Source organism: Butyrivibrio hungatei DSM 14810, assembly GCF_900143205.1.
GTDB classification, from domain to species: Bacteria; Bacillota; Clostridia; order Lachnospirales; family Lachnospiraceae; genus Butyrivibrio; species Butyrivibrio hungatei.
Map to the genome: position 1 here is coordinate 1 of NZ_FRDH01000003.1, position 23,141 is coordinate 23,141.

General features: G+C 37.8%; 24 protein-coding genes and 1 pseudogene. All 25 read right to left on the reverse strand.

The genetic code is table 11. The features are described 5' to 3' along the window. A partial coding sequence (gene tnpA, locus BUA02_RS00015) for an IS66 family insertion sequence element accessory protein TnpA (protein ID WP_416386382.1) occupies positions 1–181 on the reverse strand: 181 nt, incomplete at its 3' end. 301 nt (positions 182–482) lie between these two features. Next, a complete protein-coding gene (locus tag BUA02_RS00020) occupies positions 483–779 on the reverse strand; it encodes a HigA family addiction module antitoxin (RefSeq protein ID WP_072699940.1) in 297 nt (98 codons plus the stop codon). A 16-nt stretch (positions 780–795) separates the two neighbouring features. Further along, positions 796–1,074, reverse strand: a complete 279-nt coding sequence (locus BUA02_RS00025; protein ID WP_072699942.1) for a type II toxin-antitoxin system RelE/ParE family toxin — start codon at positions 1,072–1,074, stop codon at positions 796–798. 252 nt (positions 1,075–1,326) lie between these two features. Further along, positions 1,327–2,091: a CPBP family intramembrane glutamic endopeptidase gene (locus BUA02_RS00030; protein WP_072699944.1), complete on the reverse strand. Its 765-nt coding sequence runs from the start codon at positions 2,089–2,091 to the stop codon at positions 1,327–1,329. 88 nt (positions 2,092–2,179) lie between these two features. After that, positions 2,180–3,178 (reverse strand): SIR2 family NAD-dependent protein deacylase, encoded by a 999-nt coding sequence (locus tag BUA02_RS00035; RefSeq protein WP_072699946.1) that lies wholly within the window; start codon positions 3,176–3,178, stop codon positions 2,180–2,182. After that, positions 3,162–3,605, reverse strand: a pseudogene (locus BUA02_RS00040) (macro domain-containing protein); the annotation flags it as partial. The gene BUA02_RS00035 and the pseudogene BUA02_RS00040, both read right to left, overlap by 17 nt. After that, positions 3,559–5,391 (reverse strand): recombinase family protein, encoded by a 1,833-nt coding sequence (locus BUA02_RS00045; protein WP_072699948.1) that lies wholly within the window; start codon positions 5,389–5,391, stop codon positions 3,559–3,561. The gene BUA02_RS00045 and the pseudogene BUA02_RS00040, both read right to left, overlap by 47 nt. A 66-nt stretch (positions 5,392–5,457) precedes the next feature. Beyond that, on the reverse strand, positions 5,458–5,676 hold the full coding sequence (locus BUA02_RS00050) for a hypothetical protein (protein WP_072699950.1): 219 nt from the start codon (positions 5,674–5,676) through the stop codon (positions 5,458–5,460). Continuing rightward, complete coding sequence (locus BUA02_RS00055) at positions 5,676–6,254, reverse strand: hypothetical protein (protein ID WP_072699952.1); 579 nt, start codon at positions 6,252–6,254, stop codon at positions 5,676–5,678. The genes BUA02_RS00050 and BUA02_RS00055 overlap by 1 nt, the downstream gene beginning before the upstream one ends. A gap of 125 nt (positions 6,255–6,379) precedes the next feature. Next, positions 6,380–6,721, reverse strand: coding sequence for a helix-turn-helix domain-containing protein (locus tag BUA02_RS00060; protein WP_072699953.1), 342 nt, complete (start codon positions 6,719–6,721; stop codon positions 6,380–6,382). A gap of 326 nt (positions 6,722–7,047) precedes the next feature. Next, positions 7,048–7,296 carry a hypothetical protein gene (locus BUA02_RS00065; protein WP_072699955.1) on the reverse strand — a complete coding sequence of 83 codons (249 nt, stop codon included), beginning with the start codon at positions 7,294–7,296 and terminating at the stop codon, positions 7,048–7,050. Between the two features lie 175 nt (positions 7,297–7,471). Then, entirely contained in the window at positions 7,472–8,074 is a 603-nt protein-coding gene (lexA, locus tag BUA02_RS00070) for a transcriptional repressor LexA (protein WP_072699957.1), read from the reverse strand. Positions 8,075–8,279: 205 nt separating this feature from the next. Next, positions 8,280–8,441, reverse strand: a complete 162-nt coding sequence (locus BUA02_RS15740; RefSeq protein WP_178297582.1) for a hypothetical protein — start codon at positions 8,439–8,441, stop codon at positions 8,280–8,282. A gap of 74 nt (positions 8,442–8,515) precedes the next feature. After that, positions 8,516–9,670, reverse strand: a complete 1,155-nt coding sequence (locus BUA02_RS00075; RefSeq protein ID WP_072699959.1) for a hypothetical protein — start codon at positions 9,668–9,670, stop codon at positions 8,516–8,518. 139 nt (positions 9,671–9,809) lie between these two features. Further along, the gene (locus tag BUA02_RS00080; RefSeq protein ID WP_072699961.1) at positions 9,810–10,160 is read right to left on the reverse strand and encodes a helix-turn-helix transcriptional regulator; all 351 of its coding nucleotides are present in this window, start codon (positions 10,158–10,160) and stop codon (positions 9,810–9,812) included. 80 nt (positions 10,161–10,240) lie between these two features. Further along, entirely contained in the window at positions 10,241–11,272 is a 1,032-nt protein-coding gene (locus tag BUA02_RS00085) for a restriction endonuclease (RefSeq protein ID WP_072699963.1), read from the reverse strand. Positions 11,273–11,290: 18 nt separating this feature from the next. Further along, entirely contained in the window at positions 11,291–11,479 is a 189-nt protein-coding gene (locus tag BUA02_RS00090; protein ID WP_072699964.1) for a hypothetical protein, read from the reverse strand. A gap of 2 nt (positions 11,480–11,481) precedes the next feature. Then, positions 11,482–11,754: a hypothetical protein gene (locus BUA02_RS00095; protein ID WP_242946446.1), complete on the reverse strand. Its 273-nt coding sequence runs from the start codon at positions 11,752–11,754 to the stop codon at positions 11,482–11,484. A 74-nt stretch (positions 11,755–11,828) separates the two neighbouring features. After that, positions 11,829–12,500: an abortive infection family protein gene (locus BUA02_RS00100; RefSeq protein ID WP_242946447.1), complete on the reverse strand. Its 672-nt coding sequence runs from the start codon at positions 12,498–12,500 to the stop codon at positions 11,829–11,831. Positions 12,501–12,749: 249 nt separating this feature from the next. Next, positions 12,750–13,670 carry a hypothetical protein gene (locus BUA02_RS00105; protein ID WP_072699970.1) on the reverse strand — a complete coding sequence of 307 codons (921 nt, stop codon included), beginning with the start codon at positions 13,668–13,670 and terminating at the stop codon, positions 12,750–12,752. After that, a complete protein-coding gene (gene brxL, locus BUA02_RS00110; protein WP_330393285.1) occupies positions 13,671–15,842 on the reverse strand; it encodes a protease Lon-related BREX system protein BrxL in 2,172 nt (723 codons plus the stop codon). 12 nt (positions 15,843–15,854) lie between these two features. Continuing rightward, entirely contained in the window at positions 15,855–16,682 is an 828-nt protein-coding gene (locus BUA02_RS00115; protein WP_072699973.1) for a toll/interleukin-1 receptor domain-containing protein, read from the reverse strand. Positions 16,683–16,700: 18 nt separating this feature from the next. Beyond that, positions 16,701–19,322 (reverse strand): BREX-1 system phosphatase PglZ type A, encoded by a 2,622-nt coding sequence (gene pglZ, locus BUA02_RS00120; protein WP_072699975.1) that lies wholly within the window; start codon positions 19,320–19,322, stop codon positions 16,701–16,703. Between the two features lie 11 nt (positions 19,323–19,333). Beyond that, a complete protein-coding gene (locus BUA02_RS00125; RefSeq protein WP_072699977.1) occupies positions 19,334–19,648 on the reverse strand; it encodes a DUF4357 domain-containing protein in 315 nt (104 codons plus the stop codon). Positions 19,649–19,664: 16 nt separating this feature from the next. Continuing rightward, positions 19,665–23,129, reverse strand: coding sequence for a BREX-1 system adenine-specific DNA-methyltransferase PglX (pglX, locus tag BUA02_RS00130; RefSeq protein ID WP_072699980.1), 3,465 nt, complete (start codon positions 23,127–23,129; stop codon positions 19,665–19,667). Positions 23,130–23,141: the final 12 nt, after the last annotated feature.

Sequence of the window (23,141 nt, forward strand, 5' to 3'; positions counted from 1 at the left end):
CTTCAGGAATCGCAAATGATTTCTTCCGCAGACGTTTGATAGCAGTACAAAACGAAGAGTTTGGAATTCCATTTACTCTGCAAAACTGAGCATCGGATAGTCCACTCTTACGGCAGTCCATGATGAGTCTGTACCAGTCCTCATCAGATCTGCGAGGTAATTGTTTCCTTGGATTCGACATAGCAGCTCCTTCCAAGTCGTAGTGAAATGTTCATCATTCGACTTTAAACATAGTAAAATGTACGTTATTCGAATCCATTATGAACTTGTTTAGTGGCGGCAGCTATCCGCCTAATAATTTAGCGCTTACGTTATTATATCGTGCATCACTTGTTTTATTTTATTAAAGTCTCTCACTATATTGTATCCTCGTATGTAAATTCACTGTAGTATTATCATCAATTATACCTAAGCAGAAAGCGGGCTACAATCATCACATGTGACTGTAACCCGCCTAATCAACATACAAATTGAATTTTGATTTAGCCTTCCATAACATCAGGTAAGGGAAAAGGAATTACATTTGTTGGAATATGCTGGCTAGCCTTCCAAAGAGTTAGTTTTGTCTGCATGTTAAGCCAGCTCTCTGCAGAAGTATTTGTGGCCTTACTGATACGTAGAGCCATTTCAGGACTTAATGCAGCTTTTTCATTTACAAATTCTGATAAGGTTTTTCTGCTAATACCAAGCATTTTTGCGGCATCGGTTATAGTTAAACCTAAAGGTTTCATTACATCTTCTAAAAATACACTTCCCGGATGTGTAGGTTTTCTAGTCATTCTTCGGCCTCCTTCCTCAATGATAATCCATATAATCTACAAGATGAGCATCTTGACCTTCAAAATAAAAAGTCATACGCCAATTTCCATTTACTGTAACCGACCACATATCTTGCTTATCACCTTTTAACTGATGTAAACGATACCCTGGCAAGTTCATGTCGTGAGGACTTATACTTGCATCTAATCTATCAAGCATTCGCGCAAGTTTTGGTGCATGCTCCGGTTTTATTCCTTTTTTTGATCCAGTTTCAAAGAACTCCTCAAGTCCTTTGTGAGCAAATGATTTTATCATACTTATATTGTAACCCGTAACGGTACAGGTGTCAATGATGCAGTACCCCTTTCGTCAGACAGTGCCTAAGACAATTTACTTCGAAAGTCTGAAAACTCATGCACTTCGCAGTATAAGCATATTAAGAAGTAAATGCATCATACGGGGCTTGAACCATGAATTCCCGTAGCACCACTGAACCATTTAATTACGAGATAAAGGGCTATGTCCTCATCCCGACAATTTTGAATTTGTGCGATTAACTTCCGATTATTATGTGTTAGCATTAGCACAATTGTCTACTTGCTTCCTAATTGTTTTAGTAGCAAGCATAATAGCGATTACTATAATAACAACCTTACTGAAATAGCCTACATATTGATTACTTCCAGTTACAAGTTGTGAAAAAACATTAATCAGGGAATGTGTCATTACACATATCCAAAGGTTATTTGTTTTCACATATAACGCTGAAAGAATAAAGCTATTTACAAGTAAACCAATTAAAAATGGGATCACATCAGCATGTGTTTCATCTAGATAAAAAAACAAAAAATGCCATAATCCCCACGAGAAAAATGTGATGATCGTAGCTAAAATGTAGTGCAGTCTTTCCTGCAAAAGCGGTTGAAACAGGTATCTCCAGCCAATTTCTTCTATACCGCCTAGTACTATATGCTTAAAAAACATTATGATCGGTAGATACCACACTCTTATTGATATCCTTCCTCCGAATACAACCGGAAGAAAATCCAAACATAAGAACAAAATCATCCAACCGTAATTTAGAGGGCTTTGTCTTATCCTAAAGAAATCACAGATTACGGTTTTAAAACCTGTATTTCGATATTTGATTGAAATAATGGCTCCCCATAACGCTGAAGAAATACCACCAATTGCAATGATGATCCATCCTAACGGTGTGGCATACCCTACCTCCAGTCCATATCGTCTTAGTACAAAGGCAATTATGCATACCACGATAATTTGCCCTAATGCTCCGGCCAAATAGAGCGTCAGTGCCTTTTTATTATTCATACCATTTCTATATCCTTTTTATCTTCCGATTTGTTAATTTCGCTGTCTTCCATTATATCGAATCAACCTCCATCAAGGAATGTACAATTCAATATGAGCGCCAAAACTCTTGTAATATGTTTGCAATATCACCATCAATACATATACTTCTATCTTCAATTTCCTCAGGACAGAATGCTTCCCCGAAATTTACGCAGGCATATACAGCCTTATCATTTGCCAATGTCATCTGCCAGAACGGATACTTTATTATTACGGGCGTATTAGCTCCTACTCCCAATTCAAGATAAAGAACATGAAGATTCTCATGTCTACGAATAAAATCAGAATATGCTGCAGATGCCCTATGCCATCCTTCATCTTCGACAAAAGAATCATCAGCTCTCAAATTCATAGTCATATCAGAGCCATCATCAGGACACTTTGGAATCATCTTAGAAGGAATCTCCATCAGTAGCTTACCGTCAATCGGTACCTGAAATACTCCCTGAGCATCTCTTACAAACCCTTGTACTTCCATAGCTTTCATTACCCACTCTTCATTATCAAAGGTTTTCTGAATAGCAGGATTCACGCTCTGAAACAAACCATAATCACCCTGAGTATAGAACAGTCTTTTCTTGTCAAAACCTGCTCTTTGAAACTGGTGATCTACATTTGTTGTGATAACAAAATAGTCCTTATCGGAAACCATCTTAAGAAGATCACTATACACTGGCTTTGGAGCATCAATATATCTGTTAAAATAAATATGTCTTGCCCACCAAGCCCAGCGGATTTCTTCACTTGGAAACGGATAGAATCCACCTGAATACATATCCCTGATACCAAATCTTTTTACAAAATCAAAGAAGTATTTTTCAAAACGTTCGCCACTATATGTCAAACCAGCAGATGTAGATAGTCCCGCTCCTGCACCAATGACAATTGCGTCTGCTTCCTTGATTTCATGAAAAAGCCTTTTTATTTGCTCTTCTTCGCTTCCCTTACCATAGGACATGCTTCTAGTAAAGTATCTCACAGCATTCATTCCTTTCTCTATAGTTTCCTGATAACCATTAGGCATATCATCATATAAGTTTTTCATAAATGGCCTTATCTTCGTCTTTAAAAACATTGAATATCACTCTTTCTACCTTACCAGGATTTTCACGAAGCCATTCTGACACAGTCTTAACGGCAATCTCAGCTGCTTTTTTGTTAGGAAAATGAAATACTCCTGTTGAAATACAGCAAAAAGCAACGCTCTTCAGGCCATTTTCAGCACACATATCCAAAGTGTTTCTATAGCAGTTCTCCAAATCCTTTTCCAATTCAGGAGTAAGTTTGTATTGGACAATTGGTCCTACTATATGAATAACTTTCTTTGCCGGAAGATTATACGCTTCAGTGAGCATTGGAACGGCGGTCGGCTGCTCATAATCTCTTCCATATCTGATTCGAAGTTCATTCATCTGCCTGTTGCACTCAGCTCTTAATTGCACTCCTGCAAAAGTGTGGATACAGTTTGCGACACCCTTCTGAATCACACAGCTCGTCACTGCGAGACTCGGCATCGATAAGGGTGTCGCTATCGGCGAAAAAATCGTCGTAGTTCTCACCCGGCTGTCCTTTCAGGAACAGATGAACATTACTATCCTTGCCCTCCTGGGTAACAATAATTCTCTCAACAATACTTCTGATAATTGATACAATGACTTCCGGATCTTCATCCTTGGTCATTCTCTCAAAATTCATTGCTATTTCAAGCGTCTTGCTTAGGTCACTATACTGATCTGAACGTTGCTTTTCGATTGCATCCAGCTTCTGAAGCTTCTTCTTTTTATCAGCTATCTCTTTTGCCATGTTGTCCATATCAGCCTGTACATATGGTCTTAAAGCATCTGATACATCTCTTAAGTTTTTAACCTGAAGCATTATATCCTGCTCCAGCTTTTCTATATCCTTTTTTAGGGTTAAGATGTCCTGCTCATTCTTATCACTCGCCTTAAACTTCTTGGCTTCTGCCTTTATGAGCTTAACATACTGATTGTCCTCTTCTTTCAGTTTTGCAAGCTCGCTTACTACATATTCATCAAGTTCCACTCCGCGTACTGCCTGATAAGTGCATGCACCTTTTCTCACAGCATTTGGACATGCATATTTAAAACGAGGTTTTCCATGAGTATAGCGATTGCTCTCAGAAATAACTGAAAGCTTTTTCCCACACAATGGACAATATATAATGCCTGCTAACAAAGCATTTGTTGCTCGATGTGGCCTATTGTATTTATCGGCAATGTCATCTTTAAGTTTCTGTGCAGCAACCCATCTTGTAGAGAGAATAAAACCTTCATGCTTGCCTACTGCAACAATCCACTCATCTTTTTCCTTGCGGATCGTATATCTGGAAAACTCAGGATTTAAGAAAGTAGAATCATCAGATTCTTCCTTAGTCTGGGTAGTCCTGTTATAGACAGAGATTCCATGAAATCCATCATATTCTTCCTTGTCTCCATACATATTACAGTTTTCATCAAGGAAATAATTATAGGAATATTCATCAGCGATACAATAGACAGGATTACTAATCAGATCCTTGACTGCAAGCGTAGTGAAATCAGCATTCATCTTTGTCCTGTAGCCTTCTTCATTAAGCCTCTGTGCAGTTTGATTGTAGGATCTTGTTTCAAGGAACACCTCAAAAACATGTTCAACTAAAGCTCTTTCTTCAGGAATAGGCACCAAATAAGTAAACGCGTTCTTACTCTTTCCTCGGCCGGTCTTGGAGCGCTCTGTAGTGAAGCCTGTTGGTGGTATACCTCCCATCCAGCGCCCATCCTTAGCCAGTTCTTCCAGATTATCCTGAATACGTTCTGTAATGATATCACGCTCAAACTCGGCAATCATACCGAGCATTTGAATCATCATCTTGGAATTATTATCCTTAGTGTTCAGATTATTTGAACTGATAAGTAATGCGCAATCATATTTATTCAGAAAATCTATCATATTAGTAAGATCCGACATCTTACGACTGATACGATCCAGCTTGTAGCAAACAATAGCCTTTATCTTACGGCGCTCCACATCATGAATCATGCGCTGAAAATCAGGACGATCTGAATAAAATCCACTTTTACCTTCGTCCTCATAAACCTCAAACTCATAATCTTCAGATAAATTCAAATGAAGTCTTGCATAGTCTTTACAGTATTCTTCCTGATTTGCAATAGAATCACCCTTATGAGTTATCTTAGATTTCCTGGCATAGATGACTACTCTGCGGTCATCCGTTTCTGGTGTGACTTTCCTCTTCATAAAATCAGTCCTTTCTTTTCATATACACACATTATAATGCTGCAATAAAAAAAGAACAACCACAAGCTATGATTGTTCTTCCCTATCCTTAGTTAAAAGCTCTTCTTCCAACATATTACAGAACTTCTCTAGTTCCGCTGGATTTAATAATTCCAAATGCTTTCTTAATATAGCAACTTTCTTCTGCTGAAATTCTGAGATATATTTTTCGCATCCTTCTGTATAATGAATCACACATGTAAAATGAGGTTCTTCGTACTGATTACGGTGAGGTTTCTTTTCCATTAGCGCCCCTCCCGATTATTCAGCTCCAAGCATTCCACTATTTCCTCTCGGATTTCATTCCTGATTGCTGTAAGTTTTCTTTTTATCGTATCGTAGGAGCAATCCTCTTCCTCAGCAATCACTCTGTAAGCCTTGCGCTCTGCCAGTCTCTTTCTGATGATCCTCTGGTCATCGTCTTCGTAGCTTTCGATGATATCCTCAAGAAGTTCAAAGTCCATTCTCATGGTGCTAATGAGCTTGATCTCAGTTTCATAAACAGAAGCTTCTTCAATTCCCTTTAGAAGTCCCTTATCTACTTCACCGGTTGCAAAAGCTTCTTCCAGTGTGACATTTGCAATTGCTTCCTCAGCAGTTGTATCGCTCTTCTTGGATGTCTGAACCCGTACTCCCAGTTCGCCCCGACTATGGCTTCTTAAATACTCCCGCTCAGCCTTAATCTTATATTCTGTTTTTTTCTGGGCTTTCTTGATCACCTTAGGAAACACAGCGTAATTTTCCATCATAATGGAAAATCTTTCCTCGGAATCAGCAGTCCGATAGGTCTTCATTAAATCTGTATCTTTCGCTTTAGCAGCCATAAGAATCACTCCTTTTCGCGTACTAAAGCAAGCCGGCTTGCTTGTTTGTTATGGTTATATGTTAATGCCTGCAGGGACCTGTTTCCCTCCCCCTGTTGGAATAATTCCATCCCGTTTTGGGATATTTACTTAAGCTGTGCATCCATCTGAGCCAGAGCCAACATTTGTTTTAATGCTGCTTCTCTTATAGCAGGATTCTTAATGCTACCGGCAATGATATTAAGTTCTGAAAGCCACCCTTCTTCCTCTGCACTTCCCCATACCAGGTAAGACGGTGTTGTATTAAGAAGCTTTGCAACCATAGATAAAACATCTGTAGGAACATCATGATCACCACTTTCATACTTGGATAATGTGTTCTGCTTAATCATCAGCAGTTCAGATAGCTTTTCCTGTGAAAGTCTTGCTTCAACTCTCTTTGCTTTAATCCTTCCACCGATAGTTGTTGTATCAATTGCTTTTTTCATTACTGCACCCTTTCCGATGCCTTCCAAAACGGAAGCAAACCGAAAAAAGCGCAAAAAGAAAAAGGGCTCTGCAAAACAACTGCTAAATATACCTTCTGATACGTAAAAACATATCTTAGGTTAGCTTCCGTTTTGCAGGCCCTTTTTAATCTGGTATCAACGTCTTACGCTTAATCTGCGTTGACCCGTGGTAAATACGACTCTCTTCACAAACTCTTGGCTGACAGACGTCACTCATTTGTAAGTCTTTTAACGCATATTTCAGCGACCAATCCAGCGATCTCCCTGACAGCCTCAATAATATTCAGTTTTAAAGTTACTTCTTATTACAAAGTTCCTCTACCAAGCTTTGCTGCATATCCAGCCAGACGTACAGACCTCTTTCGAGCCATCTCATCTGCGGATCTAGTATCATCAAATACGGATACTTTGCCATTCTTTACATTGATAGAAACTCTGGCTCCGCATCCAGGGCAGACCATATGGCTACTTGCAATTACAGACTCCATAAGAATCTCCCCGCACCTGTGGCAACAAACCACACATTCCCCAGCTTTTTCCTCCGCTGAACTCATCATCACGCCTCCTTAAAGTATCAAGTTTCTGATATCTCTCATTCGGAAAAGGGAAAGAAACCGATATGATGAGCATATTTAATTCTCTCTGACAATGGCCTTTCCGTAAGTGTAGTCAGCACTGCCATTGCCCAATACTGTGACTGTTCTGATCTTTTTCCTGTTTAGCAACACATTACGCAAGGTCTTTGATAACCTTGACTGCTACACCCTGAATCTTACAATCCTGAACAATGATGTCCTTCATGTTCTTATTCTCCGGATGAAGCCTGATTTGATTATTCTCTGTGTCTACAAAATATCGCTTCAACGTGTTCTCATTTTCTACCAGAGCAACAACTATGTCACCATCCTTGGCCTCTGACTGTTTTCTGACAAGTACCAGATCTCCGGTAGATATCCCAGCATCAATCATGGACTCCCCACTTGCTCTCAGCATAAAAAAAGTTCCCTTGCCAAACATTGATACAGGCAGTGAGATAAATTCTTCTGCGTACTCTTCCTCCAGTGTGGGAACGCCGCAGGAAACGGAACCCAGAAGTGCAACGCTTGTAAACTCTGTCTGAACCTTCTCGGTCTTCTCAGTAGAAATCTGCTGGCCATCATATCTGATCATGCCGTTATCACTCATGGCAACCAGATACTTATATGCAGTTCCTCTGGCTATACCGACCGCATCTGCAATATCTGTTGTAGACGGTGAGTGGCGATATTCTTTGTAGTAGTTCTCTACATATGACTGAATCTTTTCCATCAGCTCTGTAGATTTGTGTCTCATACGCCGCTCCTTTCTAAAGGAAGCAATCTGCTTTCGCCACTTCCTGTTTAGTAGTATATCACTCAGAACGTACGTTCGCAATGTTATTCTGCCAAAAATAAAAAAATTCTGACAAGCTGCTAAAATCGAGGCTCTTCCCCTTTTATGACTTCTATGGTAGCAAACCGGAAGTCCCAATAAATGGACAACCGGTCGCAATCATATTTCATCTCACCTTCAACCCGTTTGAGTATCCAGCCCTGACCATGATTTTTCGCATTTGTTCATACGTCACGCTGTATTCTTTTGCAAGTTGTCTTATCGTCTTTTGACGACCAGCGTATTTGCTTACAGCTGCCTTTTTCTGAACATCAGTTAACTTAACCATCGCAAACTCTCCTTTCCTGTTTCTTATAGGAAGAGTTTACAGCATGAACTGATTGATAAATTTAACCCCAACATTTAATTTGAATCTTGTGTTAAAAAAGCCCATAACATCTGCCCAATATATATATCCGCATACCGCTGATTATTTGTCTGCTTACCATACTTATCATTGAAATATTCTACGTATGCATCATTAATATCTTCTAATTCATCAACGGTTACTGGAAAAATCGATGGATTATTATTTTTTATAGCCTCTAAGCGCTGTTCTAATGCCATAACTTCCACTCTTGCATCAGCAAGTTGTTTCTCATAAAATGCAACAATTGCATCTTTTCCTTCCATCTCTCCGGCTTCAATTTTTTCGGCCCAATTTTTCCAAGCAGAAGCTCCTTTGGAATATGTATTTGTTGTATATTCTTCAAGCTCTGAAGAGACATACCACGACTGTACCATTTTGTAATACTCATCCCTTATAGCGACAACATCAGATTCCTCATCTTTTATAGACTCATACTGAATTTCTTCCTTATCGCTATTCATCTCTAGTGCAATAGCCTTAATCAACTCTGCCAAGCCAACGTCTAGGCCAACATTTTGAGTACCTATTGTTGGTTTCTGCATAGAATTCATGTTAAATGGATTTGGATATACACCAAATTGAGCAATCCAAGGGATAGCCTCTTTAAGCTTATTATTCATGTATTCCATGTATGTCATTTTATCCAAATTAATAGCAAGAGCCTGACAAAGCTTACCTATATTTTCCTCTGGTTGATCCATATGAGTTTCTGTAAATAATGCCAATCCATTTACAACTCTTTCCGCCCATATTACAAGACACTTTGTAGTAAAATGACTCTGGCAAGATTTATATATAAGGCCTCTCAATTCTTTTGGAAGTTCATCTACATCTTTTAATAATGCCCTATAAAAATCGCAAATCTGAGTCACCGTAACATTGTCTCTGTTAGCATTTTTTCTACTTGAAGGATTCTTATCCCAATTCCTTATTAGGATTGCCAATAATTCAGCACAAATCACTGGATAGAAATTTTCTCCACCAGTCTCTATATTTGGATCCATTTTAAAAAGATTTGGATCAATCTCGTATCTTTCAAAGACTTTATCTCTTTTATTTTCAAAAGTGCTACTAGCCTTCATCCCACAAAGCTTTACCATCTCTGTAGTAGAATAATCAGCAAGTCTTCTTTTTTTCTGCTTTGGCATAAATACCTCCTCTCTAAGAAAACGAAAGCGGAGCCATAACAGCTTCGCTTTGTCAGATCATTACTTATCAAGTAATGCACACTCAATAACTTTCAGTGCAACATCTCTAAGACTATGAATCAATTCAATTATCACTGTCTCAGTCATTACTATTACCTCCCCACATGTCAGATTTCACCATACTTAAAGCATCAGCAAAAGTGTTCAAAGCTGCAATTACACCTGGTGGAACCGTTACATCTCCATTATCAGCAGGATCCTCATATAAACATGCAAAACGCTTCTTGGGAATATCAAGTATTTTCGAGAGTTTAACCCACAATTGCTTATCCGGTTCACATATCTCTCGTTCCCACTTCGATACTGCCTGCGCCGAAACATTAAGTTCTTTCGCAAGTTCCTGCTGCGTCAGTCCCTTTTCTTTCCTTTGCTTCTTAATGAGCTTACCAATCGATAACTCATCATCCTTTAATTCTGTTGATAAACTCATGATAAGCCCTCCTCCATGAATAATCTAACGACCTGAGGTTGCAAAAACTAAACCTGAGGTTGAGTTTTACTCAAAAACATCTATTCCTCTCCGTCCTCACTCAGCATCCATATCCTTTTTAGTGGAATCTCCGCCTGAAGCTCGGAGCTGAGCTTGTCATAATTCTTAAACAATTCATCAATTACATCGTTTGCATCCCAAAGACGTATTTTAAAAAACTGATTACCACGTTCCTGTTCTACGCTGCTCTTAAACCCGCTCCAAGATACGAGAAGTCCATACTCCGCGCCGACCTTATTCATTACTCCACCGAGCTGATCAAGTGTAGGACGATCTACCGGTGTATCATGAGATTTCACTTGAACACAAATCTTTGGTGAACCAAATCCCATTTCTCCGCCAGCTGCAAGTATATCTTTTCCTCCGTCTGCACCTTGTTTACTATGATATACAGTAAACCCTTTTGCCTTCAGGATTTCAGATATCAATTGTTCCATTTTATAGCCCTGAAACTTCTGAATAATATACTTAGAAATAGCATCTCTCGAAGCCTCTTCAATATTGGTCTGAGATACTGTTTCAATGTCATCGGCATCTGCGAATACTTTCTGTGGAGCGCTTTTTACCTTCCAATTATTTGCAGCCATATCCTTTATTCTTTGCTCAGCATCATTTCTGGTAATCTTGCAAACAGTCATGAACGCGCCAAAGGAATACAAGATATCCTGATCAAAGTTATTTCTTGGTATATCTGTAGCGAACCAATCAACACTTCTATAATGGAAATAAGGGTTAGATGCATCTCCATCGAATGTATAATCGCCCACAACTTTTCCAAAATGAATGGTGCTAGACATTTTACTTGGAAGAACAATCCAGTCGCCCTTTTCAATACGATGAGCAATTGGATATATCTGTGACGCCCAATTTCTAATGGTATTTGGCTTTTCACCACTATACATCTCTGTCAGTTTTTGTAAGAGTTTATCTCGGTCCTGATATTCTGAAAGATCTACATTTAATCCATCCCAAGTTAAATATATCCTCTTATCCTCAAGAAACTTGGATTCATATTCACCATTTCTTCCTGCCCTAAATAGCCAAATGCTCATAAGAAAACCACCTTTCGTTTATACCAATATTGAAATCACCCCTAAAACTATTCCGATAGGAACTGTCATTATAAGAAGAAAGCTTGTCAAACATCCGCCTGTATGATTTGTGCTTCCACTTTTATTACTGCCTTCATTTATTTCATTTAGCATATACAGATCAAATAACTCGTCTTCTTCGTCATCTCCATCTGTAAAAATACCCATGCTTAGTCCTCCAAATATCGAACCTTCTTACCATGTTCAATAGCATAATCAATCTCTGAACGTGTACTGTCGCCTATATAGCCACCGACATTGATTACAAATATTTCATCTGCCATATCAATCTTTCGCTTATGCATATCATCAAGCATGTTCTTGGTCTTGGTTAATGTTCCTTCATCCATGTTCTCCCAGACCTCGGTATCTCCAGAATGCCCAAAGAGGCCAACACTAATAACTATGTTGCCCTCTAAAGTAAGTCTTTTCTGCACTTCCATAAATTCATTTTTAAAACGTGTACTGCCACATAGAGTAATTACGTTATAATTAGCAACCAAATAAATTCACCTCGTTAAAAAATAGATTCATCATCGCCCATAAGCGCTAACATAAACTCAGCTAATGATACCGACGTATTTACATATAAGCGCGCATGATAATCTTTAATCTCAATTCTTTTGGCACCTACGCCATGAGCATCACTATCCTTATTTCTCATCTCTGCCACAGAACTGATTATTTTATTAATTCCATTTATTAAATCATTTATCCTTTTATCAGTCTGAGCATCTTGATGAATTCCATATAATTGTCTTACTTGGCTATATAATTTGTTTACGTCACCACTTTCAGAGGGAGATTGATTTTTCTTTTCTATCATGTAGCAGAAAACTTCTTCCAGCAATGTTCGAGATTGCGTAATAGCGCTATCAAAATTCTTATCATCGACATTTTTTAATGCCCTTTCTGCAATGCTCGTAACATATTGCCGATCAATATTCTTTATCTTTGGCGCTTCAACTACAACCTGCTCACCTATTTTGCTAATAACAAAAGTTTTACCTAATACTCGTAATTCATGACCTCCAAAGTATAGGATGCCGTTTATTTGAGCTAATATATCTTTAATAATCTTTTGATATACAACATCTATTTCATCTGCAGGTAGACCAGTCAGTGCTTTTCTAAACTGATTTTTACCAAATAAATATCCTAATAAATCAGAACACCTGTCATTCTTCATACAATGCTCGAAGAGTTTATCTACATATTGCCAACGGCTAAGATTAACGCCACCCCAGCTATATTCCATAGGTATTCCAAAATCTCTACATATTCCGCAAAGATCTGGGCCACTCAAGTACGGCATTTGAATTTTAATCTGTCGTCCGGACTCAGTTTCGTAATCTCCGTAATTTACATCTCCATCAAGGATCTCATATATTTGTTTCGTTTTTAGTAACGCAAATAAATTATTTTGAGTATAAATATTTCACACTTCCTTTGTTTGATAAATCCATAGAACGATGTCCTGCATCATTCTAAACATCATTAATGCATCGGCTTTTGAAGGGATCTCTACAGTACCTTCTTCTCTATGAGTTCCATAATCAGACATCATTGAGTATATTGCATATATGGCTTTTGTCTTTTTATATGAACCTGATCTGTTTTCCTCAAAAAAATCCGCCAAATCATTTTTTGCAAGCGCGTCTATACTTGCCTTTAACGTTGCAACATCTGTCATTTCACCAGACATATTTGCAGCACCCCTAAACCATTTAGCAAATTGCTCAGGACCTTTATATTTTGAAAAAATTCCAGTAAGAACAGTCCTGCATGATTCGATACATGTACCGTAATTATTTGATGTATATGAATCTAATGCTCCCTGATATGCGCTAAATACGCCTTCAAATTCCTGTTCTAACCAGTTCTCTATTTCACTTATATCACTTAAGCGATCATCGCTACCTGTATAAGGCTCTACATCAAACGAATCCTCATTTTCTACCAGTTTATATCCAACTAATTCATATAAACCCTTTAATTCTTCAAGTTTTCTCCTTAGAACACTATCATCATCTTCATCTTGAAATCTTGATACTGGTATGTTTTCACCTAATTCTACTAACAAATTTCCTATTTTTTCTTCTTCATTGTTATATAACAAATCTGAAAAGACATTATCTAACCCGGTAAAAACGTCATATTCCTCATTTTCATTATGAAAGGTTCTTGAATAACCTTCGTTAACATAATACGGAACCAAATACTTTGAGTTAATCGTATAATATCTGCTTAAATCAGCACATTTAAAAATCTTCTTAAACTGACTATCCTTCTGGATTACAAAAGCCTTATTATCGAAAATCGCACATATTCTAGCCAGAACCACACTTTGCTTTGCCATTTATTCCACCCCTAACGCTTTAAATACAGCATCCTCAGCGCTCTGATAGAACACAAGGCTAAAGCTGCTCATAAGCTCAGCCGGTACAGTCCCAAGATCCACTGCTGATGTCTGTGGTAATAATACTTTCTTTGCACCACTATCAAGGCATACCTGTAATGTGCTTGCCAGGTTGTCAGCCTTCATAATTGTGCCACCTATGCTGAAATCACCAATAACAGCCATTGAACTCTGTACTGGCCTACCTAGAGCGATTGAGCATAATGCAATCAATGTAGGAAGTGCCAACTTATGTGTCATTCCTATACCCTGAAGATCCTGATAATTAATAACAAAATCTTTATTGAGCACACCGAGAGATCCGCTGATTCTGTTTCCGTTTGCTTTAAGGAAATTAAACGCAGTATCTACTGCCTCTTTACATTCTCTATCTGTTCCAAGACCTGTTCGGTCAAACTTACCATTTCCCGGTAGCATCTGTGACTCTAAGCGGAATACACCTATCATATCTGACTTACCATGAGAAATTGTATATACCTGCCCCGGATTACACATACCTTCAGGAATAAGCTTGCCGCCACCTTGCTCAGGTACAGAAACGTAATGCTCTGACATATCGTCCATATCGATGTAAGAGAAATTAACGTCATAGAACTCCATGCCTCCAAGCTTCTTAAGCTGCTCTTTGACACGCCTTCTCATTTCAAGAGCAATTTCTAGTACTTCAACAACATCTTCCTTACTGAAATTTCCATCTGGGTAAAGCAGTTTCAAATAGCCATCAACCATTCTGCGAACGGCGATTGTATCTCTCTGATTAAGGTTCTTTCCCAATCTGAAGTACTTATCTATAGCATCACCAAATTGCTCTTTTCTAAGCTCACGGATGAATCCAGCAAGATAGTCTGTGATAAAGCCATAATCATTTGTAAAATGTTCCGGTCTGAACTTAGGAATCTCCCAGCCAGGATTATAACAATGCATTCTATCTAGGAAAGCTGTATCAGTTCCCATTTCCGGTGGAAATGGATCAAATAAGCTGCTGGTCTTCAAGAGCACATCTACGCTCTGGTTGATGTTTCCAACAAATACCATAGAAGCTGAAGCAGCCTTTTCTTCCTTGCCCCTTGCAAAAGATCCTGAAGCCATGTAATCCTTCATAATCTGGATGCCGTCTTTATCCTTGAAGTTGATACCGGCAACCTCATCAAAGGCTACAACATCCCAAAGACCAACAAGTCCCATAGTTCGCTTACCCATGTTATAGAAAAGGTTAGCAACAGTGGTCTGTCCGCCTGAAACAAGAATACTGTTTGGGGATATTTCTTTATAAAGGTGAGACTTACCTGTGCTACGTGGTCCTAACTCACAGAGATTGAAGTTGTTCTCTACAAGCGGAAGCATACGAGTAATCAAGAGCCACTTTTCACGGTACGATAACTCATCCGGCTCCATTCCAGTAGACCTTAAGAGCACATCAATCCATTCATTTTTAGTGAATGCAGCCCTGCCCTGCTTCAGCTGGTTCATATCTACATTTGGCATCTGAATAGGTGTCAGCTTTGTAATAGATACCGGTGAAACATCCTTCTGTTTAGATTTTTTTGAACGAAGCTCTGCTCCATCCATATCTACAATGCCGAAATCATCAGAACTATCACCATATTCAAGCTGAACAATACACCAAATACCTCCGCAGAGAAGCCTGTCATACTGTTCAGGATACTCTTCTGAAATCGGAATCCTTGATAATCCAAGATTTGAGAAAGTCGCCTCATACATATCCATTTTCATATTCAGTTCAACGGTAATCATATCAATTACAGTATGGGAGCCTTTCTGACGGAGAAGTGAAAGAACCTTCTGAGCCTCATCAGGACGCACATAGTTGTTAGACAATATGTTTTTTACTGTCTCCACTCCACGCTCAATAATAGCTTCATCATCGGAATTACAATACTGCCCAAGCAAATACTCTAATACATAGATTGGAACATTTGCCCCTTCCTTGATGTGCTTTGTAAGATCCTTACGGACAATCTTTCCATCAAAAGTTTGACGCAGTTTTCTATTCAGTTCCTCTCTGCTATTTTCTTCAGATGTTTCTGTTGTAACAGTTATTTCATTCTCTGTTACTTCATCATTTTTGCTAAATGCGTCCATAAAACCCATTTTTAACGTCTCCTACTTTATATCTCTTATAAATTCATCGATTAGGTACATTGATTTTTGCTCATCATCTTCTAAATCAAAGAAAGCCTGAACCTTATTCTTAAACTCAATCATACTTGCTTTACAATTAGCGTCACCGTTCAATACAGCCCCCATCTTCGTGGTATCAATAGGGACTTCATGGTATTTAGGATTTCCGAATGAAAATTCTGGGCAGTAAATTCCTATATAATCTGTCTGTGTAACCCAAGCAGCCCCCATTTCACTTAAGCAAGCAGGACTTTCCAAATAGTCATTAGACCAGAGAATAATCATAAACACCTGATCATTGATATTTTCACGTAAGTAGTCATAAATCTTTTGACCTAACGGTATTTTATGTAATGGATGTGATGTATAAATCAGCTGATCATTTTTGACACCTAACCCAACAATAAGTTTTTCCAATGCATCCGCATACTTTTTATCACTGGACCTATGACTAAGAAAGATTTTCTTTATATCATTGTGCTTAATTCCGCCAGTTGAAGATCTGTCAGTTATCTCACTAAAATCATATCCTTTTAGCTCTGAATAAATATCTTCAAGGAACTTTTTGTTATCAGCATGTTCCCTTTGCTCAGAATCATATACATATTCATTTGACTGAATTGCTGGCATATTATCGGCATACCATTTGTTTATCTGTTCTAAATAATACAAGATGTCTTCTTTTTTATATGCGTCTATTGCCTCTTTTAAGCCATCCAAATAGCAGGTAATAGCACCTGAAGTATATGAATGGATTACAGAATAAATACTATTGTATTCCATTCGCAATTTATTATATGGATCTACCATATCAGTACATATCCCCCCTTATCCAAAGAATCCAAAATCATCTGCCGCAAATGCAATATCAATCTGGAATTCAATTCTCTGTGGAAGATCTGTGCTATCTTCCTGCTCTATAATCAAGTAATACAGTTCTTTGCTGTCATAAGCCTGCGATTTAAGACTAAAGTTACATCTGAATGTTCTATCCTGAACATCTTCGCTGGTCTTATCAGCAAAGATCTTCTGAACATCAGAGATCTTCTTACCAGTATTGTCTACAAAGTATGCATCGTAAACAGCTTTTTCTCTGTTTCCGCTAACTGCATCCTTCTGATAGAAATTCAACGAGAATATCATATTGCTGACCTTATGGTTAGCTGACAGAAGTGTTACCTCTACAGACTTTGTGTCATACTTTTCTCTGTTCTTCTGATACTCCTTAGAGCTGTTACGAAGATGCTTATACTCAATAAGTGGTACACACATCTCCTGCAAGCTCACACCACCATGAACAAAGTTCATACCGGAACCAGCATTAGTTTTAATACGGATGTCTCCGCGCGGAGCATATCCATAATAATCCGTCTTTCCTTCCATAAACTTAACAGGAAGTAAATACTCTGGATCATCGCCCTTTGTGAGAATAGCAAATCTACGGGCGTACTCTACAATTCTATGTACGAACTCTGACTTTTCAGTCTTGGCTTCCTCTGTCAAAGGACTGTATGTGTAAAGGAAACCATGATCTGCTGTAATCATGATATTGATTCCACCGAAATCATTAACAATTGTCCTTACAAGTGTTACAAGCTCCGATATAGTCTCTTCACAAGCATTAAATACCTTTGTCTCTGATGTATGGCTTGTCTCATCAATAGTGTCGTGATAAATATATACAACATCCTTGCCCTTAACAAGCTCAGATCTCTCTGCACGGCTAACAGCCATCAAATCCTTTGCTTTAACTGCAATACTTTCCGGATTTGATGCCTTTAATAAGTTTTCTCTATTAGTGCTCTCTGATGACTGGCCATCTGCTAACACTTTAAGAAGCTTCTTTCCATTATCAGATTCTTTCAACTCTACAGTGAGTTCCTTATGAGGCAAAAGTGCAGCCATTCCAAATTTTGTCTCTGTAGGGAATATACCCTGCATACTTGAAAGATTAACTTTGCCCTGCATCTCACGGCTAAGTTCTTCTTTCAAAGATGCTGCGACCTCATATCTCAAAGCATCGGAAATAATTACATATACCTTGTTGTCAGCATTCTTGACCTTACGATCATAGAACTGTTCCTGTCTGTCTATGCCATCAATATAGCCCTTCTCTTCAAGCTCTGATGCAGCTTCCTCGGACCAGTTATGTCCAAGTCCATCCAAGAACCAATTTGAATACAGTCTCTCTACCTTATTACAAACCTCTGTGAACAGATCCTGAAGATCACCACCATAAGCCTTTTTACTATTCTCATAGCACATATGGAACTGTCTATAATAGGTATCCATCTTATAGTAATCAGTTGTATATGCGTTCCAGATATTCTTAGCACCTACAACATGGAATCCAATAGCATTATCCTTATAGAACTCTTCCATTCTTGCCAGGGCTACTATGCCTTTGTAGTAATTCTCATAATCTGAAAACCACGCTAATGACCTACGCTTTTCAGCAATAGCGAAAATAATATCCGGCTCAAGAATTTCATTTTTTATATCCGTCATAAGCTTTGACAGGATAATACGATTGAGAGAAGGCAGTACCTCTGTATCTGCCAACTCTGATGCAGTCTGTTTTGAAAGTCTCTTTACAAGATGCATCTCTTCTTCTACTGTCTCAGCCATTGTCACATAAGAAGCAGAATCATCACTGTGAATCCAATCTGACACCAAATCACTGCAATAAGCCTGAAGCTGACCATTCTCAGACATATAATCTGACAATCCATCAAACACAGCCGCCGGAAGTGTTCTGCTGGCTGCTGTTAATATAATATGAGCAGCAAGCTTGCCAAGATTATGATCAACATCGTTGTAGCCGGTAATAGATGAAACCATTCCCCAGAACAAATCAGTTGCTTCATACTTTACAAATTCCTGATATAAATAATTATCATCAGTGTTAAGTCCTGCCTTTAATACTGACTTGATGATTGCAATAGGTTCTGTACGTCCTGCCTCACCAATGGATGCCATCACAGCAAGTTGAAGCTTCATGGGTGAGTCAAGACTATCAGAAAGCTTAACTACATCTTCACGTCTTGCCTTGGCATTAAGGAACTTGCTGTACTTCTTTACCTGATTTCTAAGAGCAACGGATGAAGGAATTCCCATCTCATCCATCCAAATCGCTATAAGATCAGCTCTAAACTCCTCACTGTATAATTCAACATCAAGAAGCCAATCATCCTCTACCTTTTCATAGGAAATTGGATTATAAAGAAGAAAATTTTGTGTTGGTTCATCTACATCGATTGTCTTTTTTACAGCAAAATTATTGTTTCCAGTAAGAGTAAGTATCTTAGCATTAGTCAACTCAAGATTATCAATTTCCTCGGCAAATTCCTTGTCCTCGTCATACCATACGATAATTCTTCTCTTATAGAACTCCGGTAATGGTTCTAAGAATCGTTTATTTAATTCCTGTGATATTGTTTGTAAATCCATATTTAACCCTACTACTTATTTTCTTTTAACCAATTTGCTAAATTTTTGTGTTTCTCAACATGCCAAGCAATTGGACCGCTCACACTATACCCGCATACAAACTGGGCTGCTGCTGTTGGATTGCTAAACTCCACGTCTTTTAGTAGCTCACCACTCTCATTTGTTACAGCTAGTCTTAATGCCTTGATTTCTTCCTTATGAGTAAAATCCTTTACATCCTCAGAAACAACTGTTCCTTTTAGCACTTTAACCTCGCCTGTATTAACATCGTATTTTGCCGTTGCATTGGTTCTATGAGTTCTACCCCAAATAAATAGTTTTAACATGATGAGCTCTCCTTATTTATTTTAATTTTGCAAGTACATCCTTAAATAATTCGTAATTTCCTTTAACCCCATCATCTAAATCAATACTAATCATTTGATCAGCTAAGTGATGTATTTTTTCCTCATACGCGTGAATCTCGTCATCTTGAGCTTTCAATGAATCAAGTTTTTTAGACAACTTCACTTTGTCAGAACCGGATGCTTGCCCTATTCTATTTTCTGTTTCCTCTATAGCCGTCCTATATCTTGCCTGCTGTTCATGAACATAGTCTGTTCTTATTCTCGCAATGGTATCTTGTTGATAGCGATGCATGTATATAAGGCACTTGAACCCGTTCTTTTTTCCAGAATCAAACATCCAGTATATCGGACGTTTTCCGGAACCCATTACCGAATACATAGAACAATGATCTGCATAAAACTCTGTATTAAAATACTCTCTTAAAGCTGCTCTCGATTGTCCAGTATAACCGATAGCTTCAACAATATAACTTAAGTTATCTTCTAAAGTCTTCTCTCCGTATACATATTTTATAAAATCTATAAATCTATTTACGATATCGTCGCTAAAATAGTCATCATCGGTTACTGGAATAATATTATCTTTATCTGCTGCAAACGTCTTATAACATTCATCATTCCACTCACCACCTGCATATACAATTCCAGGCATATCTAACGAATATCGTCCAAACATGCACCCAACCGCATATGAAATAAGTCTCTTAATATCCTCTTTAACATCTGCTTTTCTTAAGGTTACGTTCCTATCTTCTACTGTTCCATCAAGATCGGTAAATCCATATATTTCAAGGAATAACTTATTAATGGTTTCTTCATTTTTCTTTTGTTTATCAAAACGTTCCTCACATAAATTATCCCATCTAGTATATAAATCAGCTATCAAGATATTATCACCAAATTTATCAGGTATTAGTGGATGCCGTTTAAAGTCCCAAGATTCCTCATATGAATCCCATTCTGCTTTTGATATTTCAATATTTTCTTCAACAAGCCTTACTATTTCATCTTGTACAGATTTCTCAGCAAAGAGTATTGGCAAGCTTCCCACATGACCAACTTCATAATTTAAAGTCGGACTAATCAATGATAATATATATGCATTTGCTGCTGAATTCATATAGCCCAGAACATACTTTATTTTCTCAGCATCTGTAAATAAAGTGCATCCAGCAACATCAAACAAGAAACCTTCTGGTATATATCTCATAGAAAAACTGCCGCTAGTTACCTTGCACCACGATATTCCTTGCTGAAAATAAAACTGTGGGCTTCGAATAACACTTCCCTTAAATGCCTTTAATTCAGCTCCATCATGCTCCCAGTTAATTAAGTACTGGTTATTTCCATACCACTTTTTAAACCCACCACCTTTATTATATGGGAACCATTTTTTACCGCACTCTTCAGCCTCTTCATGTGACTTGCAATGCAAATTTGTTTTATTTATGTCTACCTCGAACCATAGACGTAAAAATCTATTATTATCCGCTGTAGCCATCCCCTGCTTAGGAAATGCAAATGAATCTACCCTAACGCCATCTTCGAAGCACTTTACAGCGCTATGAGTAACACTATAGGCCACCGGTTTACCTGGGATTTTTTCAAAATCTTCCCTAAATACATAATAATAATTGTCTTTATTAAAGAATTCTGGTTCTTTTCTGTCTCGAAGCGAATAGCAATAGTTTGAAAGCTTTACACCTAATGTTTTTGCGTTTTCATTGGTTTTTTTTGTAACCCATGCCACTATTGCATTATGTCCAACCTTACCTTCAAACAACTCTGTTCCAAAATCAACTAATGTGTCAATTGAGTAATTGGAAAATACTTCCTCACGTAAATTCTCAAAACTACTTAAAAACATCCATGATGTAGTAGTAATAAATGCTACATAACCATCTACTTTGGTGTACTTGTCTAACGCATGCTTATACATCACCATTGAAAGGTCGGATTTTACAGTAGCAAATCTTGATTTGACATAATTATCCAATTTTTTCCCAAATCTATTGCTGCCAAGGTACGGTGGATTCGTAATAGTAACATCATATTTCTGCGACATAACATCTGCTATCTGTACAATTGGATATAACTGCTCCAATGCCATTGCCGAGAACAGATTTAATTCATTAGCGATTTCCTCAAATCTTTCATATAACGCATCAAAATTTACTCTTGGAATATCCAGTATTGAACCATATTCCTTAGCATCGATATAGCTATCTATTATTGTTTTTATATCATTTTTTAAGTCTTCTTTAGAATTACTAAAATAATCAACTACACTAGCATCAATACCATTACTTTCCTTAATTGCAAAAATATGTGGAGTTATAGTCTTGCTAAAAATCCTTCTATCATAAAAACGTCCCTTCATCATTACTGCAAAATAAGATAGCTGCGCTGCTCTATCATCAATGTCCAATCCATATAGATTGTTATTAATAATCAGTGCCGCAGCATCCCTTGCTGAATATCCATATTCTTCATAAATAGCAATCAGAAAATCAAATAAGTATGTCAGAATATGTCCACTTCCCATACAAGGATCAAGGCATTTAATCTTTTCGGGTTGAATATCTCTATCTAGTCCTTCATTGTCAGTATTTATATCTGTTTCCTTGTCGAGATAATACTTTGCTTTTTCTCTTACAACACCATTTTCTCCACGATTACTCTTCATCCATAATCTACCAAGGCTATTATCAACCATATATCTAACAGCCCAGTCAGGTGTGTAAATTGTTGTGGCTGCAGGCACTAATTCCTTCGATAAATGCGCTTTTGACAATGTTCCATCATATACCAGTTCATTCTGCTCTGTGTTATAGTACTGATACATCCATCCAATTATTTGAACCTGATCTGTCCAGTCTTCTTCTGGAATCATCTCAATCATCTGCTGAATAACACTTCCTTCTCTCAACAAATAATCAGGAAGTAGTAATTCTGTATAGTCCATTATCTTTTGGAACATCAATGGTAAAATCTTGCTCAATTCATTGCACTGTGAAATAAGCAGGTACTTATATAAATCATCATCCTTGTTCTCCTGCCTCATCATTATGATTTTTTCTTGATCAAGGTTTTCAAAATCTAGGTGCAATGCTTCCGCCATTATTTGTGGCTTAAAAGCATTATTTTCATCCGTAAAAACTCTAACATGACTAGGTAAATACCCATTTACCTCCATAAATCTAATTGCAATGAATCTATTAAACCAAGTGTATGCAACCTCTTCCATCACTTGATTATATCCGTCCTCATTTATCTTATTGATTAAAGCCTGGCGCTGTTTTTTCTCAACATCAGAAAGCAAAACTCCATTGATACTTTCAAGCTTTAAATCTAGTTCTTTGCCTTCTTCAATTCCAAACTGAAGGGCTTTTTGTGAAACCTTTTCAATAAGTTCTCTTCTTGCCCATACCGCATATTTCTTTATCGCATTTTTATCCATTTGCGCATCTCC